Below are 22,446 nucleotides of genomic sequence, written 5' to 3' on the forward strand. Positions count from 1 at the left end.
CGAATTGCGAAATTGCAGAGTGCGGGGAGTGCGGCATGAAGCGGCACCCGGAATTGGGCGAAAGCCCATTCCCCGGCCCATTCGATGGGCATCAAAACGGGATTGGGAAGCCAATTCCGGGAATGAAGTCATGAGAAATCAAATAGCGAAGGGACCGGCCTGCGCGGTTTCTCGGCGTTTTGCATCGACCTGCTAGGGGCAATTTATTTTGTCCAGTCCGCGGTGTCGCGTGCACGCGGATGGCTGTCGGAAACTCGTGCGGCCAGGCCTTGGATGCCGCCAGGAGAGCCATAGCTTTGCTCTCGCGCAGGATTCGACCGACATCGGTATCGTAATGGTGCTTCCGCGCCATGGCCTGATGCCGATCTGCTGTGGGGCTCGTTTCGTGAGGAGGCTACGCTACCTGCCTGAAGCTCGATGAGCTGAGGCCCTCGCAGGCGCGGAACGGCTCGATCCCAAAGCCACTTGCGGCAAAGCGCACCAACTCCGCGTGCCATGCATGGCCGCTAGGCCGCCGCTCTCTTTCTGATGTGATCCCTCACTCAAAATCTAACATTCCACCCTGTCGACCATGCTGGGTAGTGTCGCGGCAGGGCGGGGCGCCGCTCAGTGAGTAGTTCCGTTGCTCAGACGTCACCATTTCCAGTTCGGTCTGGGCTGTGGAGGTAGCAGGCTTGGGCATGTCAAGATTAACAAACGAAGCCCCCGATGGTTGGGGGCTTTGGGCTTTGTTAGTGGTTTGGGGATGTCTTACTTAAGCTGAGGATGTGGGAGAGCTACTGATCGCTCGTCCCACGCAGGCGTATCGACAAGTTCATGCCCAGTACCATCGATATCCTATGAAGAATCAGAATCGAAGGGTTAGCAATTCCTCGTTCCAACTGGGAGACATAGGTCCGATCCACCTCCGCTTGTAAAGCCAAGGCCTCTTGAGTTAATCCAAGTAGCCGACGAGACTGTTTGATCTCGTTGGCAAGTTCAGAGCGAAGGTTGTCAAAGGATTTTGTCACCAGCAAACAATGCCGGCGGTGAGACTGTCAGTCCACGGAATATAATCTACATTCTCTCATCTGTGGATTTGCTTGCCATGTTCCAAACTCATCATTCAGCAATCTTTCCCATACAGTACGATCCCAACGTTCGCCTCTGGAAATGGATAGAATTCGGGGTCGATGCACCTTTTTTTATGCTGGAGATCGTATCCCAAACAGAGGATGGTGATTTTGTCACGCACAGAATGACGTCCAGCCTCAACGTGCTGCGTGATCACGTGAGTACTTCCGACGCAGGCGTTTTGAAGCGCGTTTTCCTGCTTTCGCCGGGATATGTGAATGGTTCGGATGCCTTTGAACTCGACGTCCTTGACAGCGTTTGTTCGTCGCCGAGTAATCCCATGAAGATGCTGTTCAAGCTGACTGACGGGCGTACGCTCCACTTCAGCTTGGGAGAAGAGCCGTTCAATGAGTCCGACTACACCGTCCAGGTCTTCAAACGCGCACCGTAAACTACTTGGTAGTGTCTGAGGCTGATCCGGCATGCCTGCTTTTTGGGTGTGCCCGGCGTTGTTGCATAACCCTGGCTCAAGCCAAGCAACCCCAACCCCAGACGGACTTCAGGCCTGAGCGACTGTAACCGGCATGCCAAGCCGGTTGAACGTATTCAGAATCGCGCAGCGCACATGCACTTCTGCAGCTTGGCGCTCCGGCGCTCGAGCGGCCAGTCGCTCCCCTAATAACTTGAAGCGCAGCATGGTCGTCTCGACCAAACTACGCCGATGGTAGCCGCTCCATTTCTTCCAGAGCGGCCATCCCAGGTACCGGGCCGCCGCCAGCGTTTCATTGCGGGCATGGACGAAAGGCGCTTTGTCATTCCAGGGCTTGCCGTTGCGGCGGGGCGGCACAATGACTTGCGCCCCCCCGCGCGTGCGCCGCCCGATAGACGCCCCGCGTATCGTAAGCGCCGTCACCACTGAAACTTCCCAGCGGCTCGTCAGGGCCGAGTTGAGCGAGCAATTCTTCAGTCTGGACGGCGTCACCTTGACGGTGGTCGGTCATTTCCACTGCTCGCACATCCAGGGTCTCGGCATCGATGGCCAAATGAACCTTGCGCCACGAACGATGGTATTCGGCACCGTGTTTTTTGACTTTCCACTCGCCCTCGCCGCAGATTTTGATGCCCGTGCTGTCGACCAGCAGGTGCAGCGGACCGGTCTGGCGACGATGGGGAATCTTGACCGTCAACGTGGCTTGCCGGCGGCTCACCGTGCTGAAACACGGCACCGGCCAGTCCAGTTCCAGAAGCTTCAACAGGCTGCTGACCAGCCCTCGGGCCTGCCGCAATGCGAGTTTGAATACGACCTTCAGCGTCAGGATGGCCTGAATGGCCGCATCGCTGTAGACCTTCGGGCGCCCCTGCGCGCCGCGCCGAGCGCCGTCGAGCCAGAGGATGTCCGGTGAAATCCAGACCGTCAGGCTGCCCCGGTTCTGCAGGCTGCGGTTGTATTCAGGCCAGTTGGTTGTGCGGTAGCGGGTCTTGTTCGGGTTCATCCAGGCACAGTCTACCAAGCGCGACACGTCGGGGTTGGGAGGGGGCTGCTAGAGGGTTATGCAACAAGGCCGGTGTGCCCTGGCGAAAAAGCTAGGTTAAATATGTCCTAGATGAAGTTCCGGGCGTCGAAAATGGTTATTGCAAAGCGACGGACCAACAAACCGTAACGTGCTTGTAGACAGGCGATAGTGCAGATCGTATGCTTTTAAAATGATTCGCATAAGCTTTCGCTGACTCGATGCGCAACCTCAAGACGCTGAATGAGCAGCTTGCAGAACTCACCCAGCCGCAGCGCGACCGCCTCGCGTTCGTGGAGTTGCGCGTGCGCTTCATTGGGGAGATCCGTCGCCAGGATCTGGTCGCACGTTTTGGTATCCAGTCGGCAGCGGCCAGCCGGGATCTAGCTCTCTACAAAGAGCTGGCCCCGGGCAACATCGACTATGACGCCAAAGCCAAGACCTACGTCTTGGGTCCAGCCTTCCGGGCGGTCTTCGACTTTCCCCCAGGTCGGGTGCTGTCCTGGTTAACTCAAGGCTTCGGAGATGGCGAGCCGATGCGGCTCAAGGCGTGGGTGGCCTGCGAGAGTCCTTCGCGGCTGACCCACCCGGACCTGGACGTACTGGCCAGCGTGACTCGGGCGATCCACCAGGAATGCCCCCTGGCGATTGAGTACCACTCCATCTCAAATGGCCAGGTCGAACGCCAGATCGTGCCGTTTGCGCTGATCGACAACGGTCTGAGGTGGCATGTCCGGGCCTTCGACCGGAAGTCACAGGAGTTTCGCGACTTCGTGATCACGCGGATAAGGCACCCCAGGGTCCTGAAGGGAGAAAAGCCCGAAGCGCACGAACTTAGCGACCAGGACATCCAGTGGACGCGCATCGTGGAGCTTGAGCTCGTCCCCCACCCGGATCAGCCACGTCCTGAGATCACGGCGATGGACTACGGGATGCAAGGCGGGACGCTGCGCATGAAGCTGCGCGCGGCGACAGCCGGCTACATCCTGCGCAAGTGGAGCGTGGATTGCTCACCGGACCATAGCCTGCATGGACATGAGTTCCGGCTGTGGCTGAAGGATCCGTTGGCGCTCTATGGCGTCAAGAGCGCTGTGTTGGCACCGGGCTACCGCTCTCCCGATCAGAACAAGGGAGAGCCGTGACATGACCTACAACCCACAATGTGCCCTGGAGCTGCTCCGGATTGGCTCGGGTCGCCACCACGCTGAACGTGTCCACAGCCCAGGCCAAGGCGTGGTTGCAGCGTCTTGTCGACGAAGGCGTGATCGAGAAGCGGAAGAGGCAAGCGGGCTACATCGTCAAACAGTCCACCCTCTTCGAGTGAACCATGAAGATGCGAAATAAATTCCAGGACTGACCTCAACGTGAACCTAGAGAGTAAATACAACAACAAACTGGAGCGCCTCGGGTTCAGTTATGAGCGCGGCGGGGTCCATACCGCTCGGACGATGATGCTCGCCGAGCTGCGAGCCCTGCTGTCCTTTGTGGACGCCACCAACGCGGCCAGGGCCGACTACCTGGAAGCCATCCAGACCGCCAATTGCCTGGGCAAGCGCTCGGGCAAGACGCGGACGTTGACGTTCCGGCACCTGGCCGACCTCTACGCGCTCGATCCCAGCTTGTTGGTGTTCCGTGCCCTGCGTTTCTTCTGGCAGCGCGATGTTGACGGGCAGCCGTTATTGGCTGCGCTGTGTGCGTTCTCGCGTGACCCGATTCTTCGGGCTACAGCCCCCTTTGTCCTGGATTTCCAGGAAGGCGCCACCGTCACCCGTGAGGGGATGGAAGAGTTCATCGATGCACAAGAGCCGGGGCGCTTCAGCAAGGCCACGCTCAAGTCCACCGCGCAGAACATCAACTCGTCCTGGACCCAATCGGGTCACCTGGCTGGCCGCGTCCGCAAGGTGCGGGCCCGTGCGGTGGCGACGCCAGGCACGGTCTCGTTGGCACTGCTTCTGGGCTACGTCAGCGGTCTGCGCGGCGAGTCGCTTTTCAAGAGCGACTTCACCCGGATGCTCGACTGTTCATTCGAAAAGACGATCGAGTTGGCCGAGGACGCCTCGCGCCGGGGCTGGATCTCGCTCAAGCGCGTCGGCCAGGTAGTCGAGGTGCTTTTCCCGAACCTGATCACTGCGCAGGAAATGGAGTGGCTCCGTGAGCAGAATTAAGCGATTGACCCAGTCCTACAGCAAGTACGTGGCTGTGCCATGGCGCGATGACGCCGCCGCCGCTCAGCGTGTCATCTTCTGCGTTTACCACGAGACGGAAGAACTGCGGCTGCGGGCCAAAGTCGACGAGTTTGAGATCGCCACCCGTGCGGCGGGCCACGACTGGGCCTTGTTCGATCTGACGGACTCGTTCCCAAACTGGCTGGCGTCCCAACGCTACGCCAAGAGCTACTTCCAAAAGCCCAACCTGCTGTCCACGCTGCTGCCCAAGTACCTCAGCCACATCGAAGCCGAGTTCGAGACCTTCCTGCAGGACAAGAACGTCAGCACGGATTTTGTCGTGGCGCTTCAGGGCGTCGGCTCTCTGTTCGGCTTCCTGAAGGTCAAGGAAGTCGTGGACAAGCTCGCACCCAAGGTAAAGGGACGTCTGCTGGTGTTCTTTCCCGGCAGCTACGAAGACAACAACTACCGCTTGCTGGACGGGTACGACGGCTGGAACTACCTGGCCGTGCCGATCACCGCAGACAAAGAATTCTGATTAAGGGGAAAACATGCTCAATCGCGACATTTACCAAAAGGACCCGTCGACTCGCAAGCTGGTCAACGAGGGCGTGGCCAGCGTCAATGACGAGACGACCAACCAGGCGCTGTCGGTCCTCCGGTACGAGCTGGACACCTTTGTCTGTGATGGGCAATACGAAAAGGGCCTGGTCCACATTCTGGAAACCTACCTGAAGAACATCGAACAGGCGCAGCAGCCTGCGGTGTGGGTCAGTGGCTTCTACGGCTCCGGCAAGTCGCACATGGTCAAGATGCTGCGTGCCCTCTGGGTGGACACCAAATTCGAGGACGGGGCGACCGCGCGCGGTATCGCTTCACTGCCGCAAAGCGTGACCGATCAGCTCAAGGAATTGACGAACCAGGGCAAGCGGCACGGTGGTGTGCATGCCGCATCAGGCACCTTGGGATCGAAGTCGCGCGACAAATCTGCCCGCATGGCATTGCTCGGCATTATTTTCAATTCGGTCGGCTTGCCCGAGCAGTATCCGGTGGCGCGCTTCGTGATGTGGCTCAAGCACGAAAACATCTACGACACCGTGCGTGGCTTTGTAGAGCAAGGTGGGCACGACTGGAACGAAGAGCTGGACAACTTCTACGTCGCAGAAGGTCTGCACGCGGCGCTGGTCAAGGCCAAGCCCAATCTGTTCACATCGACCTCCTCGTGCGTTGACACGCTGAACAACCTTTACCCCTATGTGCAAGACGTGTCGAGCGTCGACATGATCAAAGCCATCAAACAGGCACTGACTCGGGACGGAAAATTTCCACTCACCTTGGTCGTCATTGATGAGGTCCAGCAGTACATCGGCGAAGACAGCCAGCGCTCCATCGATGTCCAAGAAACCGTCGAGGCGTGCTCCAAGAACATCGGAGCCAAGATGCTGTTCATCGGCACGGGGCAAACTGCCGTCAACGGCACCTCGAACCTGAAGAAACTGGAAGGCCGATTCACGGTCCGCGTGGAGTTGTCCGACGCGGATGTGGATGCGGTGATTCGTCAGGTGATCCTGGCGAAGAAGCCAGAAGCCAAGGCGCCGGTCGAGAAGGTGATGCAAACCAACCTGGGCGAGATCTCGCGCCACCTGGCTGGCACCACCATTGGTCACCGCCCGGACGACATCCAGTTCTTCCCGCAGGACTACCCGATCCTTCCGGTACGCCGCCGCTTTTGGGAAAACACCCTGCGAGTGCTCGACCAGACCGGTACCGACAGCCAGTTGCGCAACCAGCTCTCGATGATCCACAAGGTCATCCAGACCAATGTGGACGCACCGGTCGGCAGCGTCGTACCGGCGGACTACCTCTACTTCGATGCGGCCGACAAGCTGCTGCAGTCGCGCATCCTGCCGCGCAAGGTCCACGAGCGGACCATGGTCTGGATCAAGGGGACCGAGGACCAACGCCTCATGGCGCGGGCCTGTGGCCTGGTGTTCCTGATCAACAAGCTGGCCAGCAGCAACAACGAGATCGGCATCCACGCCACGCTCGACACGCTGGCCGACCTCTTGGTTGAAGACCTGACGCAGGGATCCAGTGCCCTACGCAGCAAGTTGCCCGGCATCCTGGACAAGTGCGAATTGCTGATGAAGGTCGGTGACGAGTACCGCATCCAGACCGAAGAGAGCGCCGCCTGGAACGACGAGTTTCTGAGTCAACGCAACAGCCTGGCCAACGAAGCCCATCGCGTGGACGCGGAGCGCGACGATCGCATCCGCCGCCGCTTCGGTGAGATGGTTCGCAAGCTCTCGCTCACCCAAGGCACTTCAAAGGTCACGCGCGACATCTTCCCGGTGTTCGACGCCCAACTGCCGGGCGACGCCAGCGAGAAAGTCTGCGTCTGGGTGCGAGATGGCTGGAGCATCGACGAAAACTCGGTGCGTGCCGACGCTCGCCAGGCGGGCAACCAGTCGCCCACCGTGTTCGTGTTCATCCCCAAGCGCTCGGCCGATGACCTGCGCCACTACCTGATCGACTTCAAAGCCGCCAGCGCCACGCTGGACAAGCGCGGCGTACCAAACACCGCCGAGGGCACCGAGGCCCGCTCGGCCATGGAGACCACCAAGCAGACCGCTGAAGGCAAGATCCGCGAACTGCTGCAAGAGGCCTTCTCTGGCGCCCGCGTCTTTCAAGGCGGCGGCAACGAGATTCTGGGCAACGACCTTCAGGACATGACGCTGGAGGCCGCCACCAACGCGCTGCAGCGGCTCTACCCGCAGTTCCACATCGCGGACCACGCCGGTTGGCCCAAGGTCTACGAGAAGGCGCAAAAGGGTGCGCCGGACGCCCTCAAGAGCGTGGGCGACGACGGTGAGCCCGCCAAGAACCCGGTGTGCAAAGCCATCCTGGCCTTCATTGCCGGCGGCAAGAAGGGCATCGACATCCGCAAGAACTTTGAAGGCGCCACCTACGGCTGGCCGGGCGACGCGGTGGACGGCGGCTTGCAGGTGCTGCTGGTGGCCGGGCTGATCCGCGCCCAGGACGACAAGGGTCAGACCATCGACCCGAAAGACCTGGAGCGCAAGGTCATCGGCAAGACCATGTTCAAGGTCGAGTCCGCCACCGTCTCGGCTGCGCAGCGCATCCAGATCCGCAAGGTGCTGCAAAAGGTCGGCCTCACCGCCAAGCAGGGCGAAGAGCTGGCCCACGTGCCGCAGTTCCTGGTCAGCGCGCAAGAGCTGGCCAACCGCGCCGGGGGCGAGGCCCCACGACCGGCGCGCCCCGCGACCACCACACTGGAAGAAATCCGCCTGACAGCAGGCAACGAGCAGCTGCTGGCCCTGTACAACCAGCGCGACGAACTCAGCGCCGCCATCGACACCTGGACGGATCTGGCCGAGCGCATCGAGAAGCGCCTGCCCGCCTGGAACACGCTCAAGCGCCTGCTGGCCCAGGCCAATGGACTATCGGGTGCCGAAGTCTTGGTGGCGCAGGTCACGCACCTTGAGCAGCAACGCCAACTGCTGGAGGAGCCTGACCCCGTCACCCCCCTGGTGGCCAGTCTGACGCAGTTGCTCCGCGACGAACTGAACCGGCTGCACGCCGACTACCAGACCCGCCACAAGAACGGCATGGCGCGCCTGGACGCCGACACCAACTGGAAGCAGCTGGAGCCTGAGCAGCGCAACAGCCTGCTGGCCGCTCAGAAACTGACCCTCACCGACGCACCCAAGGTGCAAGTGGCCAACACCGACGAGGTGCTGGCCACGGTCGATCGTTTGTCGCTGTCGTCGTTTGCTGATCGTGTGGCCGCCATCGACTCGCGCTTTGACGCGGTGCTGGTGGCTGCCGCCGAATTGATGGAGCCCAAGGCGCAGTTCGTCAAGCTGCCTCACCGCACCATCAAGACCGACGAAGACATCGAGGCCTGGCTGCTGGACGCCAAACAGACCATCGCACAGGCCCTGAAAAAAGGCCCGGTCATCCTTCACTGAGGCCTGACTTCCCATGATGCAAGCACTCGACAAAGACCTGCGCGGCGCGCTGGAGAAGACCGTCAAAGCGGCCCGCACGGTCGCTGAGGCCGCTGCACACGCGGCTGTGGAACAACTGGGCGTTGGCCACGACAAACCCGAGGCCTTTCTGAGCGATGCCGAGAAGGCGCTGCGCAACCGCCTGCGCACCCACGGCAAGCAGCTCGGTGACGCCCGTGACTCGAAGAGCACCAACCCGACCTATGGCAAGCAGGAGGTGCAGCACCTGGTGCAAGAAGTGGCCTACCAGCACTGGCACCGCATGCTGTTCGCGCGCTTCCTGGCTGACAACAACTTGCTGATGTACGACGGCGTGGCTGTCACCATCGAAGAGTGCGATGAGCTGGCCCCCGACGAAGGCGCCAAGAGCGGCTGGGAGCTGGCCGGCAAGTTGGCCGCCCGCATGCTGCCGCAGGTGTTCAAGCCCGGCTCGCCGGTGTTCGAGCTGACCTTTGCGCCCGAGCACCAGAGCGAACTGGAACGTCTGCTCAAGGACCTGCCCGATGTCGTCTTCAAGGCCAGCGACAGCCTGGGCTGGGTGTACCAGTTCTGGCAGGCCGACAACAAGGAGCGCATCAACAAGTCGGAAGTGAAGATCGGTGCCGACGAGTTGCCCGCCGTCACCCAGCTCTTCACCGAGCCATACATGGTGGCCTTCTTGCTGCACAACTCGCTCGGCGCCTGGTGGGCCACCCGGCACCCGGGTAAGCCATGTCCGGTCAAGCTCGACTACTTCCGCACTCTAGAAGACGGCACGCCAGCCGCAGGCAAGTTCGAAGGCTGGCCCGACTCGCTGGCCGACTTCAAGCTGCTCGACCCGTGCTGCGGCTCAGGTCACTTCCTGGTGGCCGCCTTCCTGATGCTGGTGCCGATGCGCATGGCGGCGGAGGGCCTGACCGCCAAGGAGGCGGTGAATCGCGTCCTGGCCGAGAACATCCATGGGCTGGAGCTGGATCCGCGCTGCGTGGAGATCGCCGTGTTCGCGGTGGCCCTGGAAGCTTGGCGCTACTCCGACGCGTCGGGCAGGCCGCTTGGTGTGCGGGAAATTCCGGCACCCAATATCGCGTGCTGTGGCCTCAAGGTCGCGGCCAAGGCGCAGGACTGGGAGGCGCTGGTTCCCAACGAAGCACCCAACGCCGATTACGTGCGGCAGGAGTTGCGACAACTGCACGCCAGCTTCTCTGATGCACCACTGCTTGGCAGCCTGCTTGACCCGGCACGTAGCCTGAAGAATGACCTCGCCACCTCCAGCTATGAGACGTTGCGGACCTTGTTGCGTAAAGCCCTGGCCACTGAACGGCCCGCAAGTCTCTTAGACGAGGGCGATGACCGCTGGGAGTTAGCGCTGAGCGCTCAAGGATTGCTTGAGGCCGCACATTTACTTGACGCGCGGTATCACCTAGTTATCACGAATGTTCCATACAAGAAGCTAAATGAGCTCTGCGATGAACTGAGGGAATTTTGCGAAGCAAATTACCCAGCCACGAAGGGTGACCTGGCGAATGTATTTCTAGATCGGTGCATTGAACTTGGCCATCAAAGTTCCGCTGGGGTTGTGCAAATCGTTATGCCCCAAAACTGGCTATTCCTAACCACGTATAAGAAACAACGTGAGCATCTTCTTAACAGGCTTAGCTGGAATTTGCTCGCGCGCATCGATGAGTACGGCTTTGACAGCCCGCAAGCAGCCGGTGCCTTTACGATTCTGCTGACAACCACGAATACGCCGGCGAAGCCAGACCAGGCTCTGCAGGGTATCGATGCAAGCGCTCTTACGTCACCCCAAGAAAAAGCCAGGTGCTTGAGGACTGGCGGAGTTGTTTCCGTCAACCAGCGGGGATTACTCAGAAATCCCGATGCGATCGTTTCCCTTGGCGAGTTCACCGGTCAAACGCTATTTGCCGCATATGCAGGATGCTTTCAAGGCACGTCAACTGGCGATAACTTCCGATTCGTTCGCCACTTCTGGGAATGCAACGATTGGACGTCCGTTCGATTCTTTCAAGGCCCAAGCGACAAGACAAAGCCCTACGGGGGGCGAGAGTCTGTTGTGCTTTGGAATGACGTTGAGACTTTCGACGGGGCTGCAATTCGAGGGGATTCCGCGTGGGGCAGAAAGGGTGTGGCTATCGGCCAGATGCGTAGTCTGCCCGCCACCCTCTACTCTGGGCACCTCTTCTCAAATTCGACCCCGGTGATCATTCCAAAAGACCCTCAGGATCTGCCTGCGGTATGGTGCTTTTGCACGTCTACAGAGTTCTTTGATGGACTGAGGGCAATCAACCCGAAACTGAGCGTTGATAACGGGTACGTCTCAAAGATTGAAGTGGATTTTTCAAGATGGCGCGAAGAGGCAGGTGTCCGCTATCCCCATGGCCTGCCAAAACCATATTCAGATGATCCGACGCAGTGGGTATTTCATGGGCACCCAGTTCCTTCGATCGATCCACTTCAAGTAGCGGTCGCACGCCTGGTCGGCTACCGGTGGCCCGCTGAAACACAGGACAAGATGGACTTGTCTAGTGAGGCGTTGGAATGGGTAGGCCGCAGTAAGAATTTATCTGGTCACGAGGATAGAGATGGGATCGTCTGCATTCCGCCCGTAGGCCGGGAATCGTCAGCAACCGACAGACTACTGAATCTGATGGCCGCGGCCTATGGCGAGGGTTGGAGTAACGACGTCGTAGCGCAGCTGCTGACTGCTGCCGACCACGCAGGAAAGTCTCTGGAAAGCTGGCTCCGCGACAAGTTCTTCATCCAGCACTGCGCTCTGTTTGGCAACCGACCCTTCGTGTGGCATGTGTGGGATGGACTGCGCGACGGCTTCGCCGCGTTGGTGAACTATCACAAGCTCGACTACAAGGCGCTGGAGTCCTTGATCTACACCTACCTGGGTGACTGGATCGGCCGCCAGAAGCGCGATGCGGACAACGGCGTAGATGGTGCCCAGGAAAAGTTGGCTGCAGCAGAGGCATTGAAGAAGCGCTTGGAGCTGATCCTGGCGGGCGAAGCGCCCTACGACATCTTCGTGCGATGGAAGCCGATCGAGGAGCAGCCGATCGGCTGGAACCCTGACTTGAACGACGGGGTGCGCATGAACATCCGCCCCTTCCTCTCAGTAACAGACGTAGGCAAGCGTGGAGCAGGCGTGTTGCGCGACCTGCCGAAGAGCCTTCATTGGGAGAAGGATCGCGGCGCTGATTCCTTCGACGCGCCCTGGTATGAACTCGGACCCAAGTACGGGGGCAAAAAGGGCGACCGGATCAACGATCACCACTTGATGTTGGCTGAGAAGCACGCGGCTCGCGCCAAACAGGGAAAGGCTTAAGACCATGACAACCGATCGGGCCTGGAAGCCACGAGATCCCGCTGAGGCGTTTTTCCCGGTGGAGATGCGACCGCTGTTCATGCCGGCCTCCGACGGCCTCGAAAAGTATCAGCAGCTCAAGCGCCACTTCGCGGTGGTGGATGTGGAACGGCAGCACCCGTTTGCGGTGGTGACCGACGACTACGAGCTGGTGACGAACAAGGCCGCCTACGACATGGCGGCCGAGGTGATGAAGAAGGTGTTCCACACCACGCAGATCGGCGACATGGAGTGCTTGAACATCACCATGCCCAAGACCCGGTCGTTCTGCCATATCGACCTGATCCACAAGACCGCCGACTTCTCACCGTGGGAGAGGGACAAGTGGACGGCCTTCCTGCGCATCAGCAACAGCTACAACCGCACCCGGCTGCTGCGCTTCGAGCTGGGCTTTTGCCGCTGGATCTGCTTGAACGGCATCATCTTTGGCAGCAAGAGCATCGAGTTCAGCTACGCCCACACCCGGCGCGGCATGGACCGGGTGGACCGCTTCGTGGAGAACATTGGCGACATCCGCAAGCTGGAAACCGCGCTGACCGAGAAGCTGCACCAGCTCAAGCGCTACCACGTACCCGAGAAGGAGATGCTGCCCCTGCTGTGCCGCGCCTTCGACATCAAGGCGACCAAAGACGTGGTTGAAAAGCAAAGGCGCGTCGACGACCTTCTGGCCCTGCGCGACCAGGCCAAGAGCCTGACCAAGGCCTACTTCACGGAGTTGGGGCCCCACGGCTATGCCGCGCTGAACGTGCTGACGGACTACGCGTCGCGCCCCGCGGGCGTGATCGCACCGGAGGCCAGCATGCATGGCCTGCAGCAGAAGGCGGGCAGCTGGATGGACGACTTCATTTCGGCCATCAAGCATCCAGACTTTTCGTTCGATCGCTACTTGGCCGACTACCGCCAAACGGCGGAGGTGATTGAGTCCCTATGATCAAGTCGGTCAACAACTACCCCGTCTCGCAGCTCTTCGACATCGAAGCAGGTGTCGTCTATGCGATCCCGCGCTACCAGCGCGAATACACCTGGAAGATGGACCAGTGGGAGTCGCTCTTCGATGACGTCGAAGAAAACGACCCCGGGTACTTCCTGGGTTCGATCATCTGCATCAACCAGACCACCGACACCCTTGCGGTGCAGCGGCTGGAGGTGGTGGACGGCCAGCAGCGGCTGACGACGCTGTCTCTGCTGTTCGCCGCGCTGTACCAGTCGTTGAAGCGGCACGAGAAGGACCTGGACGACGACCAGCGCGTGGAGCTGATCAACCTCAAGCGCAAGCTCGTGCTGAAGAAGGGCGATGACCAGTTGCGCGTCATCCCGCAGATCCAGAACAACAACCAGAACGACTACCGCGCCGTCTTGTCCGACGTCGGCGTGATCAGCCCGTTCGATACGCCGGCCTACGCGGGCAACCGGAAGATCTTCCGTGCCTTCCGTTATTTCCAGGCGCGCATCGAAGAGATGGTGCAAGGCGAGAACGATCGCCTGGCGTCGATCATGGCCTTCCTCGACAAGGTGAGCCAGGCCTGCCTGGTGAAGATTGAGGTGGCCAGCCACGCCGATGCCTACACGCTCTTCGAGTCGCTCAACAACCGGGGCATGCCGCTCACGGCCATCGACCTGATCAAGAACAAGCTGCTGGCCCGGCTGGAAACCACCGAGCCCGGCAAGGTGGACCACTACTTCGACGTGTGGAACAAGCTGCTGGGCTATCTGGGCGACGACTACAGCGTCCAGGAGCGCTTCTTCCGGCACTACTACAACGCGTTCAAGGACCCGCTGAACGTACCGTTCCGCAAGGACGAGGACAAGAAGAAGGACCCCCTGGGCCCGGTGGCCACAAGGTCCAACCTGATCCAGATCTACGAGAAGCTGATCAACCAGGACGCCAAGCACCACCTGCAGGCCATCCGTGCCGCTGGTCAGCTGTATGCACTGATGCTGGCCCGGAACACGGACGAGGCCTGGGCTCCGCTAGATAAGCCGCTGAAGGACCTGGACCGCATTCAGGGCGCCCCGTCTTACCTGTTGATGCTGTACCTGCTGGTGCGGCGCGAAGCGCTGGGCATCGACGTGGCGCAACTGGAAGAGATCGCGCGGCTGCTGGTTTGCTTCTTCGTTCGACGCAACCTCACCGACACGCCGCCCACCCGTGACCTGACGCGCCTGTTCATGGCCACCATCGACAAGGTGGCAGAGCTGTCGGGGGCCGCCGTGGTGACGACGATTCGCGACGAGCTGCTGGCGGTGTCGGCCAGCGACGAGACTTTCCGCAGCAAGCTGGAAGGCGCCATCTACGAAGAGAACGCCGGGGTCACCCGGTTTGTGCTGTGCGCCTTAGCCGAGCAGAGCATGACCAAGGAGACCTGGGTCGATCTGTGGAAGTACGAAGGCAAGCTCTTCGTGTGGACCATCGAGCACATCTTCCCGCAGGGCGACAACATCCCCGCGTCGTGGGTGACGATGATCGCGGGCGGAGACGAGAAGAAGGCCAAAGCCATTCAGGAGACGCATGTCCACAAGCTGGGTAACCTGACGATCTCCGGCTTCAACAGCGCGCTGGGCAACAAGAGCTTCAAAGAGAAGCGCGACCGGACCGACAGCAAGGGCCGGGAGGTGGGCTACAAGAACGGGCTCAAGCTGAACGCGGAGCTGGCCACGGCCGAGGCCTGGAGCGTGCAGCAGATTGATGTGCGGACGACCAAGCTGGTGGCCCAAGTAATGAGACTATTTGCCCTGACAGGGAAACAGCCATGCTGAAACATTTGAAGCTGACAAACATTGGCCCAGCAGACACCGAGTTGGAGTTTGGCAAGCGATTGAACCTGATCACGGGTGACAACGGCCTGGGCAAAAGCTTCTTAATGGACATTGCCTGGTGGTCTATGACCAGAAAGTGGCCAGCGGAAATCAATCCCAAACTGACTTCGGGCAAGAAGGCGCTCCCCCGAGGGGATGGGGATGCCAAGATTGACTTCTCTTTCACGGGCAAGTCCCGATCTGTTGAATACATCAGCACCTACGCTCGACGCGACGAGGCGTGGACAGGCCAGCAGGGCCGACCGGCAAACCCCGGCCTGGTCATTTATGCCATGGCCGATGGCGGCTTTGCCGTTTGGGACCCCGCGCGCAACTACTGGCGCACCCAAGGGGGAGTGGACGTTCAAGACCGTCCGTCTGCCTATGTTTTCAGTCCGACAGAGGTCTGGGATGGCTTGCCAGGCACGGAAGGCAATTGGCTTTGCAACGGGTTAATCCGTGATTGGGCTGGCTGGCAAAAGGAAAGCGGCACAGCATTCAAAAACCTGTGTGCGGTGCTTGATGTCTTGTCTCCTGACACCGCAGAGAAGTTGTTACCAGGAGAGCTGACTCGGATCAGCCTGGACGACGTGCGCGACATGCCGACCGTGCGTATGCCCTACGGCAAGGATGTGGCGGTGATGCATGCTTCGTCCGGAATGCGTCGCGTGATTGCCCTGGCTTATTTCTTGGTTTGGTGTTGGGAAGAGCACCAGAAGGCAGCTAAGTTGCTCTCCGAGCCGACCACCAATCAGGTTGTCTTTTTGATTGATGAGGTGGAGTCACACCTCCATCCCAAGTGGCAGCGCCGAATCATTCCTGCGCTCTTGAACGTGACTCAATCCTTGATCGCTGGCGCAGAGGTTCAACTGCTTGCCGTGACCCACTCGCCACTGGTGATGGCATCTGTTGAGCCGCGCTTTGATGAGGCCGTAGATGCCTGGTTTGACCTTGATCTGGTTGCAGCTCAAAGCGGTCAACAGCCGACCGTGGAGTTCAAAAAACGGCCCTTTGTTCGGCTGGGTGATGCTTCTCGCTGGTTGATGAGTGAAGCCTTTGACCTTGGCAGCGCCCGCTCTCTGGAGTCAGAGCTGGTGTTGCAGGAGGCTGCTGAGATTCTCTCCGAGCAAGAGATCGACCACGCCAAGGCCAAAGCGCTGGATGCAAGGTTGCGTGGCCTGCTGGGAGACACCGACCCCTTCTGGATTCGTTGGCGCTACGTGGGCGAAAAGCAGGGGTGGCTGCGATGATTCCTGTGGCGGCTCAGCCGGAACCTGCTGCTTTCGATGCCGAGGTTCGTCAGAAGGGCTTGGCCCATCTCAACAAAAAGGGGTTTCCGTTAGATCAACCTTTGCCGCCCAAAGCGGACATTGAGCCCTATTGGCGGGCCTGTCTGACAGACCTGCACCAAGCGTATAGCGGGGTTTGCGCCTACCTGGGCGTGTTTTTTGAGCGTGTGATGGGTGGTGGGAGCGTGGATCACTTTATTGCCAAATCCACTCATGCGGGATTGGCCTATGAGTGGAGCAACTACCGATTGGCGTGCTCAACAATGAACAGTCGCAAACGTGAATACAGCGACGTACTGGACCCGTTTTATCTCGCGCCTGATCTGTTCCGGTTGCAGCTTTCGACTGGCCACATCTATCCGAATCCTAACGTGCAAGCTGTTCCAATGCGCCTTGTTGAGGAGACCATTGAGCGGCTCGGGCTTGACGATCCGCCGTGCAGGGAGCTGCGTGCGCGCTGGTATCAAGACTATCTCGAACACGGATTGCCAGCCGACTACCTAAAAAGGAAATCGCCTTTTGTTTGGCACGAAGCGAATCGTCAGGGGCTGTTATGAGAATCATCGAGTGCCTGATCAAAACCCTGCGCGACTCGGCGATCTTCAACCCCGAGGTTCAAGTTGCGCCCTCGTGCATCTTGTGGCCCGACAAGGACCGCCAGTGGGAGGCGGTGATCCCGCGCCTGCAGAGCGAGCTGGCTGAACTGCTGGTGCTGGGCGACTACGCGCCAGAGAGCCGCATGGGGCCGGCCATCTGGCTGCGGTGCGTGATTGCGGGCAAGGCGCCGGATGTCACTCTGCCTGCCGACCGAGTGCCAGTTTTCTACCTGCCCGGCGTGAGCCGCCAGGACTTGCGGGCGATCGAAGACTGCCCGGAGCTCTTGAAGCCCTTGGCTGAACTGCAGTTCCGGGGCGTGATCTGGTCACAGGTTAACGCCAAGGACTGGACCATCATGGCCTTCCTGAAGTCGGACCAGGGCGGCATGGGTCTGGATGTGGCCCAGGACAACGAGGCCAAAAACGCCATGCAACTGGCGCTGTACCGGCTGCTGGATGAAGAGCTTGAGCTGTTGAAGGGCAAGCGGCTGGACAAAGACTACTTCAATACCCTGCTGACAGGCGGTGACCCGGTGCGCGACCTGCTGCAGTGGCTGGATCTGGGCGACGCGTTCCAGACGACGCGCGGCGCTAACGAGTGGAAGGCCTTTGTGGAGGTCTGTAAGTCACAGCTGGCGTTTAACCCCCAGGCCGATGGCGTTCTGGCGGGTGCCAGCAAGTTGGCGACACGCGAGGGGCCCTGGCATTCGGTGTGGGAGCGCTACAACGAAGCACCGAAGCGTTACCCCAACCTCCCGAACCGAATCCGCCAGTGCAAGCCGCCCGACCTGGGCATCTTCGATACGCCGGCAGAAAAGCTTGGCGGTTGGCCGCAATGGAACGCGGAGCAAGAGCAGTCGCTCCAGAATGATTTGCTGGCGTTGAATCACCTGCCTGCGCATGACGCGAGAACACGGATCCTGGATCTCGAAAAGACCCATGCGCCACGCCGAGAATTGGTTTGGACAGAACTTGGTGAGTCGCCACTGGCCATGGCGATCATGCATCTGGCGGTGATGGCAGAAGTGACCAGGACGGCGCTGACAGCGGGGGCGGTTGCGGATTTGCAGGTGGCCTACGCCACGCAGGGCTGGCGCGCCGACGATGCGGTGCTGTCGGCACTAGCGTGCGTTAGTAGGGCGTCGGACGTTGAGGCTGTGACGATGGCGACGCGGGCAATCTATCTACCCTGGCTGGAAGAGTCTGCGCGCTATCTGCAAAAGCTGGTTTATGGAACGACCTATCCGGGAGGGGGTGTAGCGGAGACTCCGGCCAGCTATAAGATTGATCGGCAATGCACGCTATTTGTGGATGGTCTGCGACTTGACGTGGCTCGCCGCCTCTCGATGACTCTGGAGGCCCGTGGCTGTCACGTGGCAGAAACCATGCACTGGGCTGCGCTGCCCAGTGTGACCGCGACCGGTAAGGCGGCTGCTTCGCCTGTGCGGACCAAGATCAGTGGCTCTGACGACTGCGATGACTTCGAGCCTTGCGTTGCTGCCACCGGCCAGTCGCTAAAGGGCGGCTACCACTTAAAGAAGCTGCTGAACGACAACCACTGGAAGGTACTGGAGCGCACAGAAAACGGTGACGGCCAGGGCAACGCGTGGTGCGAATTTGGCGACATCGACAGCGAGGGTCATGCGCGAGGCTGGAAGCTGGCCAAGCACATCGACCCGCTTCTCGCAGAAATTGCAGAGCGCATCGGCGCCTTGTTGGCTGCCGGTTGGAACAGCGTCAGGGTGGTGACCGACCATGGCTGGCTACTCATGCCTGGCAAATTACCCACGATTCAGATGTCCAAGGATCTCACCGACAACAAATGGGGGCGTTGTGCCTCGATTAAGCCAGGCGCTGCGACTAGTGAGCGCTTGTACCCCTGGTACTGGAATCCAAACCAACAGTTCGCACTGGCCGACGGTGTGAGCTGTTATGGCAAATCGGTGGACTACAACCATGGTGGGCTGAGCCTTCAGGAGTGCCTCACCCTGGATCTGGTGGTGACCTGGGCCGGAAGCACATCAGGCAAGCAAGTGGCCGAGGTCACCGACATCGCTTGGAAGGGCTTGCGCTGCACGGTGGGTGTGGACGGCCAGTACGCGAATCTGTCTCTGGACATTCGCACCCAGGCGGGCGATCCGGCGTCCAGCGTGGTCGTGAGCGTGAAGCCGCTCAAGGATAACGGCACAGCATCGGTGGTGGTTGAAAACGAAGAACTGCAAGGCCGCGCGGCGTTTCTGGTCCTGCTCAGCGCATCGGGCGAGCTCGTAGCCGAGGCAAACACCGTGATCGGCGGAGAATGATGAATGATTGAACTGGATCAGATAGACAATAGAGCCGCCTCGGTGCTGGATGGGTATCTGGTCCGGAAGGACTTGGTCCGCACCTTCAGTCGGCAATTTCCGGTACCTACCTACGTTGTCGAGTTCATGCTCGGGCGCTATTGCGCAAGCACCGATCAGGAGGAGATCGACGAAGGGCTGGAGATTGTTCAACGCCAACTCAAGTCCCGCACGGTGCGGGCCGGCGAGGAAGAGCTTTTCAAGGCCAAAGCGCTGGAAACCGGCGAGGTGAAGATCATCGACCTCGTAACGGCGCGCGTGGACAACAAGGGCGAGTACGTGGCCAGCCTGCCGAGCCTGCGGCTGACGGATGTGCGGATCAGCAGCGAGCTGGTCAACCAACACGAACGTATGTTGACCGGTGGCTTCTATGCCGAGCTGGGGGTGACGTTTGATGTGGCCATTGCTCAGGAGGCCAAGGGACGCCCGTTTGGCATCACGTCGCTGCGGGAAATTCAGCTCTCCAAGCGCGACGTATTGGACAACCTGGCCAAGGCCCGCGAGGCGTTCACCACCGAAGAGTGGAAGTGCTTCCTACTGCGCTCCATCGGTATTGAATCTGGCGAGCTGAGCGACCGCCAACGAAACGCCCTGCTCCTGCGCATGGTGCCCTTTGTCGAGCGCAACTACAACCTGGTGGAGCTCGGGCCTCGCGGCACAGGCAAGAGCCATCTGTTCCAGCAGGTTTCACCCTACGCCCACCTGATTTCAGGTGGCAAGGCCACTGTGGCCAAGATGTTCGTGGAAAACACGGCCAAGGGCCGCCGTGGCTTGGTGTGCCAGTACGACGTGGTCTGCTTCGATGAAGTGTCAGGCATCTCCTTCGACCAGAAGGACGGCGTGAACATCATGAAGGGCTACATGGAGTCCGGTGAGTTCAGCCGTGGCAAGGAGAGCATTCGGGCGGACGGCAGCATCGTCTTGGTCGGCAATTTCGACGTCGATGTGGAACACCAGCAGCGAGTGGGCCACTTGTTCGGACCCATGCCGCCAGAGATGCGCGACGACACCGCTTTCATGGACCGCATCCACGCATTTCTGCCGGGTTGGGATGTGCCCAAGATCAACAAGGACTTGGTCACCAACCACTTCGGCCTGGTCAGCGACTTCCTATCCGAGTGCTGGAGCCAACTTCGGAATCAGAGCCGCGTGAGCGAATTGCAGAACCGCGTCTTCTTTGGCGGCGCCCTGTCTGGCCGAGACACGAATGCGGTCAACAAGACAGTCAGCGGCTTGCTCAAGCTGCTGTACCCGAACTCAGATACCCCGGTTCCGGACGAAGACCTGGAATGGGCCGTTCGCATCGCCATGGAGGTGCGGCGCCGAGTCAAAGAGCAACAAAAACGAGTCGGTGCCGCAGAGTTTCGGAACACCCACTTCAGCTACATCATGGGTGCCGATGGCGTGGAGAAGTTTGTCTCGACGCCTGAGCTGCAAAGCGACAACAGCATTGGCGGCGACCCGCTGGAGCCAGGTCAGGTGTGGACCATCAGCCCTGGCGGCGGCGACGAAAACTCGGGCCTCTATCGCATCGAGGTCAATGAAGGCCCTGGATCTGGGTTAAAGATTCTCAATAAGCCAGTCCCTCCTGCATTCCGAGAAAGCATTGGTTTCGCTGAGCAGAACCTATACGCGAGGTCTCTGCAGTTCGTTGGCGACAAAGACCCTCGGCAGCATGAGTTCACGGTGCAGCTTCGGGCGTTTGACGCTGCGAAGTCTGGCGCCAAGCTTGGTGTGGCCTCGTTGGTGGCCCTTTGCACGTCACTATTGAAGCGAAGCGTGCGCGGCGGCTTGATCATTGTTGGCGAGATCAACCTTGGGGGTTCGATCGAACCGGTCCACAATCCTGTCACGATTGCTGAGATCGCCGTTGAGAAAGGTGCGACGTCGCTGCTGATGCCTGTGGCGTGTCGGCGTCAGTTGGTCGACCTGTCCGACGACATGGCGATCAAGATCGACATCCAATTTTACTCCGACGCCCGAGATGCGTTGTTGAAGGCTATGGCCGAGTGACCCCAAAGGAACTATGCTGCCTGCGTCGTCAGTGGTTTGACATGCCAGAGTACAGGCCGGGGATTGGTGTGTAATGATATTGGCTTACTGCCCCCAAGTGCCTGCGCTAGCTAAGGAACCCCTGATCAATTCGGAGCTGGTAAAATACTGAAGTCATAAACTGCCCTGCCACCATGAAGCAAGCCACCTTCGCCTCCCTGGCCTTCGAGCAAAAGAAGAAACCGACCCGCCGCGAACGTTTCCTTACCGAGATGGAGGGGGTGGTGCCGTGGGCGGCCTTGCTGGCAGCGATCGAACCGCACTACCCGAAGGCAGGTCGGCGGGGTCGTCCGCCCAGGTCGCTGGAGACGATGCTGCGCATCTACTTCATGCAGCAGTGGTACGCGTTGTCGGACCCGGCGATGGAGGACGCGCTGTACGAGATCGAGTCGATGCGCCGCTTTGCCGGGCTGGAACTGGCCGATGACGCGATGCCCGACGAGACGACGATTCTCAAGTTCCGTCACCTGCTCGAGAAGCACGGCCTGACGGCCCAGATGATGAACATCATCAATGACACGCTCGCCGAGCGGGGCCTGCTTCTGAAGGGCGGCACGATGGTCGACGCGACGATCATTCATGCGCCACCGTCGACGAAGAACGAGCAAAAACAGCGCGATCCGGAAATGCACCAGACGAAAAAAGGGAACCAGTGGTTCTTCGGGATGAAAATCCACGTGGGCGCGGACGTCAATTCCGGACTGGTACATACCGTCTCGGTGACACCGGCGAACGCTTCGGACATCAGCCAGTTGCCGCACCTGCTGCGCGAGGACGACCGCGCGGTGTTCGGCGACAAGGGCTATGTCAACAATGACCTGAAGCGTCACGCACGGAAGGCCGGTGTGTTCTGGGGCGTCTCGCTCAAGGCCAGCAAACAGCGCCCGCTGAGCGACGCCAACAAGCGCTTCAATCATCGAATGTCCTCGATCCGCGCACGGGTCGAGCATGTGTTTCGGGTGATCAAGCGCCAATTCGGCTACACGAAGGTGCGCTACAAGGGGATCGCCAAGAACGCCGCGCAGGTGTTCTCGCTGATCGGACTGACCAATCTTTACCTGGCAAGGGGAACCATGATGAATTGACGGGAGCAATCTGCCCGCTGCACCCGCAAACGGGTGATCAAGGCCGAAATGGCCTCGAAATGCGGCAGCAAGGGCGGAAAAGGTGATCATCGAAGTCGGCTCAAAACTGCTGGCTTGGGTGGTTGTGCTCAAAGCGTCAATTGATCAGGGGTTCCCTAA

General features: G+C 59.9%; 15 protein-coding genes and 1 pseudogene. 14 read left to right on the top strand and 2 right to left on the bottom strand.

Annotated elements, in window-relative coordinates; translation table 11 throughout:
* Positions 1-776 precede the first annotated feature (776 nt).
* Positions 777-1,010, bottom strand: coding sequence for a helix-turn-helix domain-containing protein (locus ETQ85_RS07150; RefSeq protein WP_148578346.1), 234 nt, complete (start codon positions 1,008-1,010; stop codon positions 777-779).
* Positions 1,011-1,087: 77 nt separating this feature from the next.
* On the opposite strand from ETQ85_RS07150, the gene ETQ85_RS07155 reads away from it, so the two are divergent.
* Positions 1,088-1,504: a hypothetical protein gene (locus tag ETQ85_RS07155; protein ID WP_148578347.1), complete on the top strand. Its 417-nt coding sequence runs from the start codon at positions 1,088-1,090 to the stop codon at positions 1,502-1,504.
* A gap of 108 nt (positions 1,505-1,612) precedes the next feature.
* Here ETQ85_RS07155 and ETQ85_RS07160 read toward each other — a convergent pair.
* A pseudogene (locus ETQ85_RS07160) lies at positions 1,613-2,546 on the bottom strand (IS5 family transposase).
* Positions 2,547-2,785: 239 nt separating this feature from the next.
* Here ETQ85_RS07160 and ETQ85_RS07165 point away from each other — a divergent pair.
* The 13 genes from ETQ85_RS07165 to ETQ85_RS07220 all read left to right on the top strand — a co-directional run bounded on the left by ETQ85_RS07165 (position 2,786) and on the right by ETQ85_RS07220 (position 22,287).
* Positions 2,786-3,706: a helix-turn-helix transcriptional regulator gene (locus ETQ85_RS07165; protein ID WP_148578348.1), complete on the top strand. Its 921-nt coding sequence runs from the start codon at positions 2,786-2,788 to the stop codon at positions 3,704-3,706.
* A 41-nt stretch (positions 3,707-3,747) separates the two neighbouring features.
* Positions 3,748-3,888: a hypothetical protein gene (locus ETQ85_RS26145; RefSeq protein WP_187394615.1), complete on the top strand. Its 141-nt coding sequence runs from the start codon at positions 3,748-3,750 to the stop codon at positions 3,886-3,888.
* A gap of 40 nt (positions 3,889-3,928) precedes the next feature.
* Entirely contained in the window at positions 3,929-4,729 is an 801-nt protein-coding gene (locus ETQ85_RS07170; protein ID WP_148578349.1) for a hypothetical protein, read from the top strand.
* Complete coding sequence (locus tag ETQ85_RS07175; RefSeq protein ID WP_148578350.1) at positions 4,716-5,267, top strand: BREX protein BrxB domain-containing protein; 552 nt, start codon at positions 4,716-4,718, stop codon at positions 5,265-5,267. Before ETQ85_RS07170 ends, ETQ85_RS07175 begins: the two co-directional genes overlap by 14 nt.
* Positions 5,268-5,280: 13 nt before the next feature.
* Positions 5,281-8,721: a BREX system P-loop protein BrxC gene (gene brxC, locus ETQ85_RS07180; RefSeq protein WP_148578351.1), complete on the top strand. Its 3,441-nt coding sequence runs from the start codon at positions 5,281-5,283 to the stop codon at positions 8,719-8,721.
* A gap of 13 nt (positions 8,722-8,734) precedes the next feature.
* A complete protein-coding gene (locus ETQ85_RS07185) occupies positions 8,735-12,088 on the top strand; it encodes an Eco57I restriction-modification methylase domain-containing protein (protein ID WP_148578352.1) in 3,354 nt (1,117 codons plus the stop codon).
* A 4-nt stretch (positions 12,089-12,092) separates the two neighbouring features.
* Positions 12,093-13,058, top strand: coding sequence for a DUF932 domain-containing protein (locus ETQ85_RS07190; RefSeq protein WP_148578353.1), 966 nt, complete (start codon positions 12,093-12,095; stop codon positions 13,056-13,058).
* On the top strand, positions 13,055-14,884 hold the full coding sequence (locus ETQ85_RS07195) for a DUF262 domain-containing protein (protein WP_148578354.1): 1,830 nt from the start codon (positions 13,055-13,057) through the stop codon (positions 14,882-14,884). The genes ETQ85_RS07190 and ETQ85_RS07195 overlap by 4 nt, the downstream gene beginning before the upstream one ends.
* On the top strand, positions 14,878-16,173 hold the full coding sequence (locus ETQ85_RS07200; RefSeq protein WP_148578355.1) for an AAA family ATPase: 1,296 nt from the start codon (positions 14,878-14,880) through the stop codon (positions 16,171-16,173). Before ETQ85_RS07195 ends, ETQ85_RS07200 begins: the two co-directional genes overlap by 7 nt.
* Entirely contained in the window at positions 16,161-16,769 is a 609-nt protein-coding gene (locus ETQ85_RS07205; RefSeq protein ID WP_148578356.1) for an HNH endonuclease family protein, read from the top strand. The genes ETQ85_RS07200 and ETQ85_RS07205 overlap by 13 nt, the downstream gene beginning before the upstream one ends.
* Complete coding sequence (pglZ, locus tag ETQ85_RS07210; protein ID WP_148578357.1) at positions 16,766-19,111, top strand: BREX-1 system phosphatase PglZ type B; 2,346 nt, start codon at positions 16,766-16,768, stop codon at positions 19,109-19,111. The genes ETQ85_RS07205 and pglZ overlap by 4 nt, the downstream gene beginning before the upstream one ends.
* Positions 19,112-19,114: 3 nt before the next feature.
* Positions 19,115-21,163, top strand: a complete 2,049-nt coding sequence (gene brxL / locus ETQ85_RS07215; protein WP_148578358.1) for a BREX system Lon protease-like protein BrxL — start codon at positions 19,115-19,117, stop codon at positions 21,161-21,163.
* 173 nt (positions 21,164-21,336) lie between these two features.
* Positions 21,337-22,287, top strand: a complete 951-nt coding sequence (locus ETQ85_RS07220) for an IS5 family transposase (protein ID WP_148578359.1) — start codon at positions 21,337-21,339, stop codon at positions 22,285-22,287.
* The last annotated feature ends 159 nt before the right edge of the window (positions 22,288-22,446 follow it).

It is taken from the genome of Zoogloea oleivorans (genome assembly GCF_008107625.1).
Lineage (GTDB): Bacteria > Pseudomonadota > Gammaproteobacteria > Burkholderiales > Rhodocyclaceae > Zoogloea > Zoogloea oleivorans.